11 protein-coding genes, 2 pseudogenes and 1 riboswitch are annotated in these 15625 nt (G+C 32.9%); of the genes and pseudogenes, 4 read left to right on the top strand and 9 right to left on the bottom strand.

Features of this window, described 5'->3' with window-relative positions; translation table 11 throughout:
• The first annotated feature begins 342 nt into the window (after positions 1–342).
• Positions 343–2331 carry a YVTN family beta-propeller repeat protein gene (locus tag AC1Q8M_RS09435; protein ID WP_098361604.1) on the top strand — a complete coding sequence of 663 codons (1989 nt, stop codon included), beginning with the start codon at positions 343–345 and terminating at the stop codon, positions 2329–2331.
• A 312-nt stretch (positions 2332–2643) separates the two neighbouring features.
• On the opposite strand, the gene AC1Q8M_RS09430 is transcribed toward AC1Q8M_RS09435, so the two are convergent.
• A complete protein-coding gene (locus tag AC1Q8M_RS09430; RefSeq protein WP_098361603.1) occupies positions 2644–2793 on the bottom strand; it encodes a DUF3954 domain-containing protein in 150 nt (49 codons plus the stop codon).
• A gap of 189 nt (positions 2794–2982) precedes the next feature.
• On the opposite strand from AC1Q8M_RS09430, the pseudogene AC1Q8M_RS09425 reads away from it, so the two are divergent.
• Positions 2983–3293: pseudogene (locus AC1Q8M_RS09425) on the top strand (tyrosine-type recombinase/integrase); the annotation flags it as partial.
• Between the two features lie 136 nt (positions 3294–3429).
• Positions 3430–4698 (top strand): LytS/YhcK type 5TM receptor domain-containing protein, encoded by a 1269-nt coding sequence (locus AC1Q8M_RS09420; RefSeq protein WP_002094037.1) that lies wholly within the window; start codon positions 3430–3432, stop codon positions 4696–4698.
• A gap of 92 nt (positions 4699–4790) precedes the next feature.
• On the opposite strand, the gene AC1Q8M_RS09415 is transcribed toward AC1Q8M_RS09420, so the two are convergent.
• The 4 genes from AC1Q8M_RS09415 to AC1Q8M_RS09400 form a co-directional block, all read right to left on the bottom strand.
• On the bottom strand, positions 4791–4898 hold the full coding sequence (locus tag AC1Q8M_RS09415; RefSeq protein WP_000120182.1) for a YjcZ family sporulation protein: 108 nt from the start codon (positions 4896–4898) through the stop codon (positions 4791–4793).
• 136 nt (positions 4899–5034) lie between these two features.
• A complete protein-coding gene (locus tag AC1Q8M_RS09410; RefSeq protein ID WP_097996896.1) occupies positions 5035–5835 on the bottom strand; it encodes an energy-coupling factor transporter transmembrane component T family protein in 801 nt (266 codons plus the stop codon).
• A complete protein-coding gene (locus tag AC1Q8M_RS09405) occupies positions 5828–7528 on the bottom strand; it encodes an ABC transporter ATP-binding protein (RefSeq protein ID WP_098361602.1) in 1701 nt (566 codons plus the stop codon). Before AC1Q8M_RS09405 ends, AC1Q8M_RS09410 begins: the two co-directional genes overlap by 8 nt.
• Before the next feature lie 10 nt (positions 7529–7538).
• Positions 7539–8087: an ECF-type riboflavin transporter substrate-binding protein gene (locus AC1Q8M_RS09400; protein WP_098361601.1), complete on the bottom strand. Its 549-nt coding sequence runs from the start codon at positions 8085–8087 to the stop codon at positions 7539–7541.
• Positions 8088–8227: 140 nt separating this feature from the next.
• Positions 8228–8343, bottom strand: a riboswitch (SAM riboswitch).
• Positions 8344–8496: 153 nt separating this feature from the next.
• Between AC1Q8M_RS09400 and AC1Q8M_RS09395 the strand changes: the two genes are divergently transcribed.
• Positions 8497–9177 (top strand): aspartate/glutamate racemase family protein, encoded by a 681-nt coding sequence (locus tag AC1Q8M_RS09395; RefSeq protein WP_000864396.1) that lies wholly within the window; start codon positions 8497–8499, stop codon positions 9175–9177.
• A gap of 91 nt (positions 9178–9268) precedes the next feature.
• On the opposite strand, the gene AC1Q8M_RS09390 is transcribed toward AC1Q8M_RS09395, so the two are convergent.
• From AC1Q8M_RS09390 to AC1Q8M_RS09375, 4 genes and pseudogenes are all read right to left on the bottom strand, one after another.
• Positions 9269–10456: a macrolide family glycosyltransferase gene (locus tag AC1Q8M_RS09390; RefSeq protein ID WP_098361600.1), complete on the bottom strand. Its 1188-nt coding sequence runs from the start codon at positions 10454–10456 to the stop codon at positions 9269–9271.
• A gap of 258 nt (positions 10457–10714) precedes the next feature.
• Positions 10715–11245, bottom strand: a pseudogene (gene lepB, locus AC1Q8M_RS09385) (signal peptidase I).
• Positions 11246–11321: 76 nt separating this feature from the next.
• Positions 11322–13448 carry a peptidoglycan D,D-transpeptidase FtsI family protein gene (locus AC1Q8M_RS09380; RefSeq protein WP_098251513.1) on the bottom strand — a complete coding sequence of 709 codons (2127 nt, stop codon included), beginning with the start codon at positions 13446–13448 and terminating at the stop codon, positions 11322–11324.
• A gap of 234 nt (positions 13449–13682) precedes the next feature.
• Positions 13683–15470: an ATP-binding protein gene (locus AC1Q8M_RS09375; RefSeq protein ID WP_141532425.1), complete on the bottom strand. Its 1788-nt coding sequence runs from the start codon at positions 15468–15470 to the stop codon at positions 13683–13685.
• Positions 15471–15625: the final 155 nt, after the last annotated feature.

Below are 15625 nucleotides of genomic sequence, written 5' to 3'. Positions count from 1 at the left end.
AGAAGAATTCAGAGTTTCACTGAATTCTTTTTTTATGGATCTTTTAAAATCTTTTACATCTTCCTTCATTCCTTCTTTTTAATAAACTTCAACTTTTATTACAATAACGCTTTTTTAAAATACAATCGTTTTTCTATAAACTTTGTAACCTTCATTTCCTTTCCTATGATTACAATTTCCTACTAGCAACCAAGTATTGGCTATCCCCCCATATGAACACCTCAATTTTATTGGCATATACTTTGAAGGAAAAAACATTTCAATTAAACATATACCTACAAATTCAGTTGCTAATAATTTACCAAAAATTACTTAACATTTAATTTTTTAAAGGAGGTATTTATGAGATATAATCGAAAATCAAATTCGTGTGATAAATTTCAGCAACCCTGCTTTGTTTCTATATCCCCTTGTGATCAAATTAATTGCTGTACACCTGTTTTTTTCTCGAATGCTCAACAACAAGAATTATTGCAAATAATAAATCAATTAAATCAAGCCACCCTTTCTTTTTTCACAACACCAAATCCAACAACTATACAAATACTCCAATCAGCATTACAGGCATTAAATGATTTATTAATAGCAGTACAACCAAATACACCAAATAGAAATTTAGTTATAAGAACTATAAATCAATTAATTAATTCTTTACCTACCGCATCTCTCACTCAAATCTCAGCATTATTCCAATTTCTATTCCAAAGCTTGTCTTCACTTATAAGTTGTTCAAATATATCGGACCCCTTATTACAGCAAACATTCAACTTAATTTTACAAGGAATCTTAAATAGTTCGCTATTAAGTAACATCGGAACACCGGGGCCGACTGGAGCCACTGGACCTAGAGGATTTCCTGGACCTAGAGGCGCTCAGGGTTCTCAAGGTGTGCAAGGAATTCAGGGGCCTGAAGGACCAGAAGGACCGGAAGGACCTCAAGGTGTGCAAGGAATTCAGGGACCGGAAGGGCCTGAAGGGCCTCAAGGACCTCAAGGTGTAGAAGGAATTCAGGGGCCTGAAGGACCAGAAGGACCGGAAGGACCTCAAGGTGTACAAGGGATTCAAGGACCACCAGGACCACCTGGGCCTACTGGTTCAGGGACCGGAATGGGAATTCCTGGACCACCGGGACCTACTGGGCCTCAGGGTATCCAAGGGATTCAAGGACCGGAAGGACCGGAAGGGCCCACTGGACCTCAGGGTGTACAAGGAATTCAAGGGCCGGAAGGACCGGAAGGAGCCACTGGACTTCAGGGTGTGCAAGGAATTCAAGGGCCGGAAGGACCACCAGGAGCCACTGGACCTCAAGGTGTGCAAGGAATCCAAGGGCCGGAAGGACCACCGGGACCTACCGGAGATTGTGATTGTCCACCGGGACCTACTGGACCGACCGGACCTACTGGGCCAACCGGACCTGCATGTAATTTCCTAGTATATGCTACAAATGCAGGACTCATAGATGACCCTACAAATGATACAGTATCTGTAATTAACACCGGAACAAATATAGTAGTTGATACAATTACTGTAGGTAATGCACCACTTGAAGTAACGGTTTCACCAAATGGAGCTCGTGCCTATGTTACTAATATTTTTTCTGATACCGTTTCCGTTATTGATACTGCTACGAATACTGTTATCGCTACCATTCCCGTTGGAACTGATCCAATCGGTGTAGCTGTTTCTCCAGATAACACAACTGTTTATGTTGGAAATCATGGTAATAATACTGTTTCTGTTATTAATGCAGCTACCAATGCAGTTATCACTACCATTCCTGTTGGCCTCGCTCCACAAGGAATCACTGTTTCACCAAATGGGACCTTTGCATATGTTGCAAACGAATTAAGCAACACAATTTCTGTTATTAATACTGCTACCAATGCAGTTATCGCTACCATTCCTGTCGGTATTCGTCCTAGAATAATCGTCTTCACACTAGATGGTACTCGTGCTTATGTCACAAATCAAAACAGCAATACTGTTTCTGTTATTAACACCGCTACCAATGCAGTTATTAATACAATTAACGTAGGTACCGAACCTGTTGGTATAGATATTACACCGGGTGGAAATCTTATTTACGTTGTAAATAAAGTTAGCAATAATGTATCTGTAATAAATGTGGCGACAAATACTGTGATTGATACAATTTCTGTTGGTTTATCCCCTGATCAAGTAACTATCATACCTGATGGCACTCGAGCATATGTTACAAATCAAGCTAGTAATACTGTTTCCGTTATTGATATTGCTACGAATACTGTTATCACTAATATCCCAGTAGGTGTCGCTCCAACCGGAATAGCTACTGGAACTATTTGTGAATAAAATAAAGAAATGAAAGCCACAGATAGTTTTTATTAACATTGATAGTATGTGATATTCTTTCTTTAACTACGTTCAAACAACCAGGATAAACCTCTATATTCTGTTAATATTCTTTTCTGTTTTGTCTTACAGAACCTGCGAGCCGCTAGCTGTTGTTAGCTGCTCTCTTTCTATAAAATCCAAATCAAATACCAATCAATTTACTGAAATTGATTTTTTTGGAATTACATGATAATATTTACCTATAAAATCATTACCCTTATACAAAGAGCTATGAGCCTTTCCACTCATGGCTCTTTTTTATTACGATTTTCACTTCACATCTATACGATCAACTTTACCGTTTATCCAAACCGCGACTTGCTCACCAAATCCACTCATTGGTGGATTGACTACTGTTACATTTCCGCCCTTCACTATTAAAAGTTTGTTGCTACCAACATCAATTTCTACTTTTTTCAAATATCCATCTCCCTTTTACTACCGCATGTACTCGACAACATCAGTTTTAAAGCCACTTCCCAAATAAACCCTTACTGGAATTACTACACGACCTAGCTCGTCCACTTTTCTTGCAACACCTGTTTTTTCATAGCTTACTCTCCTTTAGTATTTTTATATTTATTTAGAATCTCATCCAAACGTTTCTAATTACGAATGGTTTCTGCTTATCAAGATTTAGATTTAATTAATTGTAATAAATCGGTTGGGGGTTTATACAGAAATGCTTTCAGGGAAATTTTTATAAAGAAATAAAAAATGCAGCAGTGAAAAAAATTAAAACTCATAATTTAAGACATACACACGCAACTATACTATTGAAACAAGGAGTTAACCCTAAAATTATCAGTGAGAGATTAGGTCATACTGACATTTCATTAACTCTTAGTATTTATTCTCATGTTTTACCGAACATACAGGAAGAAGGAGTAAAAAATTTTGGTAAAAGTATCATTGGATAGTTAACGTTTGCAAACTGTTTGTATTTTATAACAAAAAGCCAAACAAATCTTGTATTAACAAGGTTTATTCACTTTAACATATGTTATCATGTATAATACATATGTTAAGTAAATTCAGAATAACGAGGCAAATATTATGGACTTTGTTTATATTAATCAAAACGTATTAAATAATCTTCTATACATTTTGTGTAGCATATTTGTTTTTTATTTCATATATGATAGCAGGCATTATTTGAAAAAATACAAAATATTACTGATTACCCTTTGTTCTAGTATCCCGCTTATTTTATGTATGCGATACCCTATCTATATGGATGAAAGTTGTATTCATGATTTAAGACAAATTCCGGTCATAATAGGTACGCTTTATGGTGGATTCCCTGTCGGTATCATATTGTTTACAATTTTATTAATTACAAGATTTATATTTTATGGCTTTAATATGCTGACAGTCGTTGTTTACGGAATAATGTTCATCGTTACAGCACTCGCATCTTCAAAATTTAATACATATAATAGAAAGCTTAAAGTAGCTTTTTCCATGTTTTTAACCTTTTTCCTAGCAATATTTACAACTGTAATTGTATTAACTTTATCAGATTTTGAAGTGAATAATTTGTATATTATTTATTTCATGGTATTACCGACTACTTTAATGTTATTTATTGTTTATATAAATGAAGTTATAAAAGATGCTGTATTAATGCGCTCAAAATTAATTAAAATGGAAAAAATGGAGATTGTTAGCCAACTCGCTGCAAGTATATCGCACGAAGTAAGGAATCCTTTAACGGTTGTAAAAGGATTTACACAGCTTTTAAAAACACCAAATTTAACTCCTGAATCAAGAGACGAATATATTAAACATATACTTGAAGAGTTAAATCGTGCCCAAGAAATTATCGATGATTACTTAACGTTTGCCAAACCTGCTCCAGAAAAATTAGATCAAATTTCAGTAAAGCAAGAGTTAAATCGAGTTATTAATATGATATTGCCATTGTGTAATATGAATACGATACATATTACACAGGATTTTTCTGAGGCAACCATTGTTGGTAATAAACAGCACTTTCAACAATGTTTTTTAAACTTAATAAAAAACAGTATTGAAGCAATGCCTAATGGTGGTACCTTAAATATTTCCTCATCTATCAATAATAGTAAAGTTGAAATACGAATTGAAGATAGCGGAGTTGGAATGTCACAGGAGCAAATACATCGATTCGGTGAACCGTATTTTAGTACAAAAACAAAAGGAACTGGTTTAGGTACGATGGTTGCTGTTAAGATTATTGAGACGATGCATGGAAGTTTAAAAATCCGAAGTATCATTAGTAAAGGAACGACTTTAACAATTACGTTCCCGAAATATAGTAAGAATACGCATTTAAACAAATAAAAAAGGAGCATAGTTGCTCCTTTTTTATTTGTTTCGATACATAAGTATCTTCAATGTTTTTTTAGTTTACATTTGTGAAGACTAATTAAAAATTAGTATCCTCCGCCCCAGCAGCTGCATCCTACAATTATTAATAGAATGAATAACACAACTAATAAAGCGAAACCTCCACCAAAACCACAAGAACCACCGTAACTCATATTTTCTCCTCCTTTTGGTTTGAAAACTAATAGGTAGTTGATCATTTTAACTGGTTCGTATTATACATTATGTGTATATCCCTTTTTTGAGCATGTCTACATAAAAATAAGTAAAAGCACTCGTTTAAAGAGTGCTTTAAAATGGATACCAAAAGTTTTGAAATACGTTTAATTTTAAATATACCGCAACAATAAATATGAAAATACCGGCAAATAAAGCGATGAAATCTTCACGTTTCGCCTTACTTGTATAAAACCATGTACGTTTATCCTTCTTTCCAAATCCTCTTAAATCCATTGCATTTGAAACCGTATCTATTCTTTCTAGAGAATGAATGATTAGCGGCCAGAAAATTAAAACACGGTTCTTCATACGAACCCATAAACTTGCTTCTCCTTTTTCAAAAGCCACTCCTCTCGCTTCTTGCGCGTGTTTAATAATTTTATACTCAGACTGGATGTCAGGAATATAACGTAGTGCAATATTTATTGCATAAGTAATCTTATAATGAATACCAAGTTTACTTAAGTTACTTACAAATTCACTTGGATCTGTCGTGTAAATAAAAAGAAGTGTAAATGGTAACAACGTAAAATACTTTAATGAAAGTGTAGCTGCATAAAATAATGTTTCATATGTAATCGTTACATATCCAACATGTAAAAACGCGGTATATGATTCAGTTAATTCAGATCCATGAGTTGGTGTAATCAATAAAATCATGACAGAGTTTAATAAACTAAATGTAAATATGACACTAAAAACAATTAAAATTTTACGAAATGGAATTTTAGCAATGCTGAGCCCGATACACCCAATAATAAATAATATTAGCAACACCCGAAAATCAAAAAACAAAAAAGTAAGCGTCATACAAAAAATAAATAAAAACAATTTCACTACCCCATCCATACGATGAAAATATGTACTATGCACCTTCCTCCCTCCTATTACTATCTAAATAAAGCTCCATAAATTTTTCTGGACATGCAATCCCACTAAATTTAACAAGCTTGGTTAAAGAACTCTCTCTTAAGTTGGCTCTTTGTAACGTTTCTTGATCGCCTAATACATCAAACACTGTATTATCCGCAATAATTTTCCCTTCATGTAGAACTACTGCACGGTCTGTATATTCTAGCGCGAGATTCATATCGTGAGTGATAAAAACAAATGAAATTCCCTTTTTAGCTAGGTTTTTAATAAAAGACATAAATTGTTTATAGTGATAATAATCTTGTCCCGCTGTTGGTTCATCTAATATGATAAGTTTAGGATTTGTTGTTAATACAGATGCGATTGTTAATCTCTTTTTTTGCCCATAGCTTAGTGCTTGAATTGGCCAATTACGAAATGGATATAAACCACAAATTTTTAAAATTCCTTCTACTCTATTCTTAATTTCTTCCTTAGAAAAATTATGTAATGTTAATGTAAATGAAACTTCTTCAAAAACAGTAGGCTGTGTAATCATATGATTTGGATTTTGCATCACGTAAGATATGATTTCCCCACGTTTACGAATAGACCAAGAACTAATATCTTCACCTTTTAACAAAATTTTCCCATTTTTCATTTTGTTTATGCCTATAAGACTATGAGCTAATGTTGATTTCCCTGCTCCATTATGCCCTAACAGTGCCACAATTTCTCCTTCATATATTGAAAGGTTTACATTTTCTAATACTTTTTGTTTATTAGAGTATGAAAATGATAAATTCTCCACTTTAAGTAATTCCTTGTTTTTAGTATTCCCTTTTAATATGACTTGTTTCTCCATCCACTCTTTTATAACGTTGCTTACCTTTTCTTTTTGAAGGTTTTCCATTGGATATATTACGTCATTATTACTATCAAAATGTAATCTCTTTAATGCTTCGATGTAAATAGGCTCTCTTAAGCCGATACGTGGTAATATATTTGACGCTAAGATTTCTTTTGGTGTTCCTATCGCAATGACTTTACCTTCATCAATTAATATAACTTTGTCTAAATCCAGGTTTAAAATTTCTTCTATTCTATGTTCAATAATAACAATCGTTTTATTATATTGTTCATGTATATCTTTCATAAGTTTTATCGTATGTAAGGCACTTAGTGGATCTAAATTAGCTAACGGTTCATCGAACAATAATATATCCGCATTTGTTGTTAATAAACCCGCTAGAGAAACTGTTTGCTTTTGACCTCCTGATAATTCATGTGGACTTTGTTTATGAAACGTATGCATCTTCACCTTTCTTAATGAGTCCGAAACAATCTTTTTCATGTCGTCTTGCTTTACACATTCATTTTCTAAATAAAAAGCTACATCTTCTTCTACTGTCAGACCAATAAATTGAGCATCTTGATCTTGCAAAATTGTTCCTACCTGCTTACTTTGTTCAAAAATACTTCCTTCCCTCGGGTCTTTACCGGCAATTAAAACGTTACCTGTACTAGTCCCTTCGTAAGAAAATGGGATTAGCCCATTTATACAATGAGCTAATGTCGACTTTCCTGAACCACTTCGTCCAGCAATTAGTACTTTTTCCCCAGGGTATATATGAAAGGTAATATCACTTAAAGTAGGCTGCGCAGCATGCCCATATTGAAAGGTGAATTGTTCAAACGAAATAATTGGTTTCATGTTAACATCCCTACTTTTCAATTTTTAAATGTGTATGTTTCTTATTAGATTTTGCCAAGCCAATTGTAAGTGGCAATCCAACTACTAAGAAAACGATAACATCGGAAATTGTTGCTCCTAATACTTGGATAATAATTTTGTCAAATGGTTCTCCCATCACAATAATATCGAATGCCCCAGCAAATATAATAGCAATGACAATACCAACTAGCCCAGTAATTGCTAAATAAGAAATATCCCCCTTGTTAAACGACCCGTTTTTCACACTAAAGCCAACTCTTTTTTGAATAAGACCCATTGAAAATCCAATAATCCCTGAACTAATAACCCAGCCCCACCAAATACCCCAGCCAGCAATCGTATCTGTTACGGTATGACCGATAAGTCCGATTAACAGTCCTGCCACTGGACCAAATAATGCTCCAAAAACAGTTAATATAGCTAATGCTGGTTTAATAAATGTATTCGGTGCAATAGAAAATCCCCAAAGTCCTAATATCCCGTATAATGCTGCTCCAATACCGATTGCTACTACTAACTTTGTTGATAATTTGTTCATGACAATTCCCCTCTCATATTAGTCAACTTTTATTACTCTATATTTAATTTAAAAATGAATTATGCATCGACACTCCCTTTCTATACAACAAAAAAATGACCTCTTACATAAGAGGTCATTTTCTTTCACGTTCAAGAATCCTCTTATCTTTCAAAAAACACATCGTGTCCTCTGCGGAATTAGCACCTTCCTATAAAATTACATAGGGGTTGCTGAGGTTTCTTAGGGCCGTTCCCTCCACCTCTCTGGATAAGTATTAATTTGTAATTCGTATTATGGCACTAAAGAATGTAAATTTCAACACTTTTCTTACTATTTTTATTTTTTGTTAAATAGATCATTTAAATCATTGTATTCTTATCGGAATTATGAAATAATAAATTCAAAATCGTTTCGGGAGGAATGCATTATGAAAGTTATTGGTTTGATTGGAGGATTAAGTTGGGAATCTACATCATTATACTATAAACATATTAATACACTTACACTCTCTCAATACGATCAAAATGCAAAGTTAGTTTTATATAGTATGGATTTTGGTGAAGTAACTACTTTATTACAAAACCATCAATATGAAGAAGTGAAAAATGAACTAGTTACAGTTGCAAAGAAAGTTGAAAAATCTGGGGCTGAATGTTTATTAATGTGTTCAAATACTGTACATCTATTTGCCGAGGAGGTAGAACAAGCAATATCTATCCCGCTTCTTCACATTGGTGATGTAAGTGCTAAAGAAATGGTAGAACAGAATATAAAACGTATCGGACTATTAGGAACAAAACAAACGATGGAGCAAGATTTCTATAAATCACGATTAGCGAAATATAACATTAAGACAATTATCCCAAATGAAGAGGAAAGAACCTTTATCCACCATGTCATATTAGATGAATTAAGTAGAGGGATCATTTCAGAAACATCTAAAGAAAAGTTATTACAAATTACAAAATCATTAATTCAAAACGGCGCTGAAGGTATATTATTAGGCTGTACTGAAATACCTTTACTCATCTCCCAAAATGATCTTACTGTTCCCGTTTTTGATACTGCTTTTTTACATGCAAATACTGCTGTGCAATTTGCTGGATAAGAATATACAAGCATAAAGGTGAGAACCTCTATGCTTGTATACAGTTACGACTATTTATCCCGCTATTTATGGGTAGTAAAATCCCTACCGATTAAAGTTTTACTTTATTTAAAAGAGATTCAATAACTGCAATTGCTTCTTTTGAACCACCACATTCTAAAAAGCTATCATTAAGTTTTCTTATACCATGTTTATACTTTTCATTTGAAAGAACATCTGTTACGGCCTCTTTTAAAGTGTGCACATTAACATGTTCTTTCAATAGTCTATGTGCCGCTTCAAGCTCAGTTAGTCTTTGCGCTATCATAGGCTGGTCTTTATCATGCGGTATTATTACAAATGGGACATTATAATGAATGGCATCGTGTACGCTATTCATACCGCCATGTGTAATAAAAACATCTGCTTCATTTAATATTTCTGATTGAGGTACGTATGGAGCAATTATAAAATTATCTGGTGCTTTCTTAATTTTAGAAATATCATTTCTATCACCAATTGCCATTACAACTATCCCATCAAAATCTGAAAAAGTATCAATACAAGTATTAAAGAATGGTTCGAGTCCTTCAAGCAGTGTTCCCATTGAAATATAAATAACTTTCTTTTCTTTAAGTGATTCCAGTGGAAACTTTATATTTGTTTTACGCTTTGAAATACTCGGTCCAATAAAAATGTTATTTTCCCCGAACGATTCGCTATTAGGTTGGAAATAACAACTTGTGTATACGAGACAAACATCACCCTTATTATTCATAAATTGAAGATTATTCTTTGGTTTTACTCCAAATTTATGTTCCATCTGATTTAGTAATTTTTCAGAGATTTCCTCTGGTTGGAATGGCATATCTGCATTTGGATGAAAAGGTAATGTCTTCAAAAATTCTGGCGGAATTAAAAATATAGGTGAGGACACTACACCTGGAACTTGTAAATACTCCTTTACTAACTCTCCTGCGCCAAATATATCATAAATTACGAAATCAAAATTTATACTTTCACATAATTGTTTCGTAATTTCTAATATATATAAAGAAGTTTGAACATGCACATGAAAGAAAGCATTTAACCCAGATGAGGTTTCAGCATCAATAGAAATCTCTTTTAATAGATCCGGATGAGTATGTACAGTAGCTCCTAAATCTTCAATTCTATCCTTAAAGTTTGCCGTTGTAATATAATGTACATTATCCCCTCGTTCAGTCAAGGCTTTTACTAAATTTAATGTAGGGTTTACATGCCCCTCTGCTGGAAAATTAACTACTAAAATATTTAGCACTTATTCCTCACTCCTTACATTTCATTGTTTTAATTAAGCATACTGTTATTTGTACAAGTAATCTTCCCCTAATAGTCCTAATATGCTTGCTACATTATATTGATAAATAATTTTCAGTCATCACCATAAAAAAAGCATCTACCTATGTAGATGCCTAACCGTGATAAGGAGTGTTCTGTGAGGTTAGAACAAGCTTTTCTGCTTGTCCTATGCTATTAATATATGATTGATTTTATAAAACGTGAATAGTTAATAGAATTATTTTATCCATTTTATATGATCAAATGGATAAAATACCATTTCTACTTTACCTATTATATTTGACTCATCAATAAGTCCAAGTGTATTCCTACTATCTTTACTATGATTACGATTATCACCTAACACAAATAATTTATGCGTAGGAACTTTTATTTCTCTAAAATTTGAAAAACGATTGGATACTTGTGACATATCTAAATTTATATACGACTCATCACGCTTTTTACCGTTAATAAATACCTCATCCTTTTTTAGTTGTATATTATCCCCCGATAATCCAATAATTCGTTTCACATAGTAAGTAGGCTCGTCTTATTTTTTTATAATGACAACATCTCCATGATGAAAAGACGATAAACAGACGTTTACCTTATTAACAAGTATATAATCTTTTTCATTCAAAGTAGGTTGCATCGAAATTCCTTCTACCATACAAAATAAAAAGGACTTATTAATAAAAATAACCCCTATTATAATTAAGATGTAGCTACATATGTTCCTCCAATATTTTAGAATAAACAGCTTCATATATACCTCATTTCTAATCTATTCCCAGATAAAAACGCCTCTAGTTCACATGAATGCTAGAGACGTTTCTTCCATTTTAATTCTCTTTAGAGGCATCTGTTTTTGGCGCTTCACCAGTTAGTCGCTTATTTTTCAAATCAAAATAAGCATCTAAAACTTCTTTTCCAATATCGGAGTTAATGCCCGATTTATCATTTTCAACCCACGGTACTACAACAGAAAATGCTACTTCTGGATCATCATATGGCGCATATCCAGCTAATGTTAAGTTATAACATTCTCTACGATCGCCTTTCGCATTTCGCCCAATTTCATTTTCTCCACCATATACAGTTTGTGCGGTCCCTGTTTTACCAGCTGGTTTATATGGTGCTTTTTGGAACGCTCTTACTCCCGTTCCATCTCCTTCTTGAAATACTTTTCTAAATCCTTCTTTTACTTGATTAATATATTCTTGTTTCATATCGATTCTATTTAAAACAACGGGTTCTATTGATTGTACTACTTTACCAACCTCATCTTTTTGAACGGTTTGTTCTCTAATCTCTTGAACAATTTGTGGTTTCATTCGATACCCTCCATTTGCGATAGTCGAAATATATTGTGCAAGCTGAAGTGGTGTATATGTATCATATTGTCCAATAGAATAATCTAATAAGAAACCAGGCTGATTATCTTTTCTTCCAATTTGTCCTGCAGTTTCATTCGGTAAATCAATACCAGTTTGTACACCTAGTCCAAATTGCCTGAAATAATATCTCATTTTATCAAAATATTCTTGTTTAATATCTAGTGAACTATTTTTCACATAATCCACACCAGCAATTTTTAATGCTATATTAAACATATAAACGTTTGAAGAAACTTGTAACGCTCTTAGATCGTCTATATCACCAAAATTTTTCCAAGACTTCTTTTCCTTAGTTCCTTTAAACTTCATAGGTGCATCATAAAAATGTGTTCCAGGAGTTATTGCATTTGTTTCAAACCCTGTTAACACTGTCGCACCTTTAACCGTTGATCCAAGCTCATATGAACTTGTCAGCGTGCCTAAAGCATAATCTTCTACTTCCATTTTCCCATCTTTTTCTACAAGCCTTTTCCCAGCCATTGATAATACTTGGCCATTTTTAGGATTCATCATCACTACGAAAGCACGGTCTAACATTGATTCTGATCCTTTATATTGTTTTAATATTTTTTCTATGCTCTCCTCTACTTTTTTTTGCAATTCCATATCTATGGTTAAAGTTAAATTTTTACCGCTTTTTCCTTCCGAAACCGTTTCCGTTCTAATAGTATTTCCTTGTTTATCAGCAATGCTTCTTACTTCTTTTTTTGTACCATGAAGTACATCTTCGTATTGCTGTTCGATATAACTTTTGCCGACCCTATCATTTCGGCTATAATCACGCACTAAATAATAATCTAATCGTTCACGTGGCAATCCTTCATCAGCATTTGAAACGTTACCAAGGACAGAACGGAATAATCCATCATTTACATAGATTCTCTCCCAATCAACTGATGCGTCTACTCCTGGAAGGTTCGCTAAATTTTCACTAATCACCGCATATTCCTGTTCACTAACGTCCTTTTTAATAATTTGAGGTGCCATTTGAAAACCTGAGGTCATTTTACTTTTAATAGCTAACACTTCTATATCTTTAGCCGTTAGTTCTTGAAGATTTTTATCTGTAACGCGTTTCCTTTTTAAATCTTCTATTTTTTTGTCTAGCTCTTTTCCGGTAATATCCTTATCTCGGAACTTATCTATTTCTTTTTTTGATACTAAGTCTTGAGCAAGTTCTGGATTTAATTGCATCCAAAAGTCTTTCTTATCAGTCTCAGTTAACTTATCTATATCTTCTTGTGGCATTTCAATAATATCTGCAAGTTGTCTTGCTGATTTTAATATTTCTTCTTGTTTTACACCTTTCACCTTTGTATATGTAATCGTACGTAAAGACTTATTATCAACTACTGGATTTCCTTCACGATCAAATATTTTCCCACGTGGTACAGAAAGGCCCACGGTTGCATTTTCTCTCTTCTCTACTTCATTTTTATATGTTTCTCCATCAAAAATTTGCACTTTCCCTAACTGAATAATAATGCCAGAAAATAATAAAAATACACAAAGGAATAAAATATTTAACCGGAGAGGTACTACTCTACCACTTTTCTTCTCTTGCTTTTTCACCTTGTCATAATCTCCTCCTTACAATATTTCAAATAATAATCACATTTCTATATTAAAAGTAATGTACAATTTCTATACATTGCTTTGTACAAATATTAATATAATGTTTAAAACTTAATAGAAATTAAAACAAAGGTAAAGAAAAGGTAAAGTTTACTAAATTAAATATAAAAAATACCCAATAACAAAAAGCTTAGTTTTCACTAATCGCTTTGTTATTGGGTATTAATTGATTTAAGAATTACTACTAATGCGTATCGCTATACATTTGTCGTCACAATTAGAAAGAGATTGTTTATTTAGTACTTTCGGTAAGTAAATAGTTACTGTTGTCCCGACCCCAACCTCGCTCATGATACTAATTGTCCCTTGATGACTTTCAATAATTTTATAACTTAACATTAATCCAATACCAGTCCCTTTTTCTTTCGTACTATAAAAAGGTTCACCTAATCTCTTAATTCTTTCTTCAGGTATTCCTATTCCTTCATCTATTACATGAATAATGACACCATCATCATTTATTTCTTTTATGTGAATTGAAATTCCCCCACCATTTGGCATAGCTTCGATTGAATTTTGCAAAATATTAATAAATACTTGTTTCAATTGATTTTCTGAGCATTCAATAATTATATCTTTGTCACCCGTAAAAAGTTCAACTTGAATATTTGTCATAATTGCTTTTGTATTCATTAACGATACGACATTTTTAAAAATTTGATAAATATTTTTCTTTTCTGTATTTATCTCATCTGTTTTAGCGATTGATAGAAATTCTTGTAGGATTGCTTCTATCCTTTCAATTTCAGAAAGCATAAGATCAAAATATCTTTCTTGATCTTCTTTATTAATTTGGAATAACTGTATAAAACCTTTAATTACAGTTAAAGGATTTCTTACTTCATGAGCCACGCCAGCTGCTAATTGACCAATTGCTGCAAGCGTATCTGATTTGTTTAACAATTCTTCTGTCTTTTTTCGCTCTGTAATGTCGCGTACAATAATCATAATTTTATCACGTAATAATGGTAAGCACCTAGCTTCAAAGAAATCAATACTTCCATTAAGTGTGAGTGGATATTCTACAATTACATTCGTTCCTTTTTCCTTCACTTGATTAATGGCTTCCTGAAACTGCTGCGCTACTGAAGGTGGTAAAACTTCGTAAAACTTTTTTCCCATAAAAGCTTCTGCGGGTACGTAAAACTTCGTAGGAGATCCTGCCTTGTAATCAATAATCGTGCCATCATCTTCTGTTAAGAAACATAAATCTGGTAAAGCTTTAAAAATTAATTCCAGTTCAGATGTTTGTTGTTTTAACTGCTCTTCTATCGCTTTTAAATGCGTAATATCTACACCAACAGCCCAATAACTATATCCTGTTACAGGAAACTGTTCTGATATATTCGACCACATTATTGTTTTGATTTCACCATTTTTACATGTTAAGTGCATTTCCCAATCTCTGAAATTTTTTCCACAAGTTAAAAATTTCTTTTGTATTTGATGGCGATAATTATGATCAGGATACAATAATTGCAGTGCATTTGGATTTCCAATTATTTCTTCAGCGGTATAACCTGTTACGATTTCACATTCTCGGTTCCACAAAACAAAATCTCCATTATAATCAAGCGCATCGACCATAACAGGCATGTTTTGTAAAATCGTATGTAGTTCCTCCTCTTTCCGAGAAAGCAACGTTGTATTTTTACTTTGAAATACCTTTATTGCACCATCTAAAATTAAACTTGAGAGCATTTCAAAGTATTTTTGACAACTGAAAATTTCACTTTTTTTGGACCATACAACAAAAGATCCTAAATGTTGATTGTATAAGAAAATGGGGATTTCAATCTTTGGAAGTTTACTCTTTTTTATCTCATTCATTCCGAATGAAAAAACACACTCTTTTTCAGCATCAAGAAGTTGATGTGATATGTTAGTTAATTTATAAAATTGTTCTGCCATGGTTTCTATTGTACTCACATCAATAAGTTCCATTAGCCGCGAATTCATTCTTTGTTCACCTCAATATGTAAAATTAATACAAATCTAAAATTCATACTTCTCCATTATACGAAGAAAGCTAGTGTAGGTATATAGCTGTAGAATAATTATTCGAACAAATTTTATTTTTCAATTAAAACAAGAAAAGAATATATATACTGAAT

The sequence above is a fragment of the Bacillus sp. GW823-FHT06A10 genome (assembly GCF_058795375.1).
Note: the sequence above shows the minus strand (reverse complement) of the source record. Positions and strands in the feature narration are given on the sequence as shown.

Excerpts from the sequence above, each read along its gene's own strand:
- AC1Q8M_RS09435 (WP_098361604.1), top strand. The coding sequence starts at position 343 with ATGAGATATAATCGAAAATCAAATTCGTGTGATAAATTTCAGCAACCC.
- AC1Q8M_RS09420 (WP_002094037.1), top strand. The coding sequence starts at position 3,430 with ATGGACTTTGTTTATATTAATCAAAACGTATTAAATAATCTTCTATAC.
- AC1Q8M_RS09415 (WP_000120182.1), bottom strand. The coding sequence starts at position 4,898 with ATGAGTTACGGTGGTTCTTGTGGTTTTGGTGGAGGTTTCGCTTTATTA.
- AC1Q8M_RS09405 (WP_098361602.1), bottom strand. The coding sequence starts at position 7,528 with ATGAAACCAATTATTTCGTTTGAACAATTCACCTTTCAATATGGGCAT.
- AC1Q8M_RS09400 (WP_098361601.1), bottom strand. The coding sequence starts at position 8,087 with ATGAACAAATTATCAACAAAGTTAGTAGTAGCAATCGGTATTGGAGCA.
- AC1Q8M_RS09395 (WP_000864396.1), top strand. The coding sequence starts at position 8,497 with ATGAAAGTTATTGGTTTGATTGGAGGATTAAGTTGGGAATCTACATCA.
- AC1Q8M_RS09375 (WP_141532425.1), bottom strand. The coding sequence starts at position 15,470 with ATGAATTCGCGGCTAATGGAACTTATTGATGTGAGTACAATAGAAACC.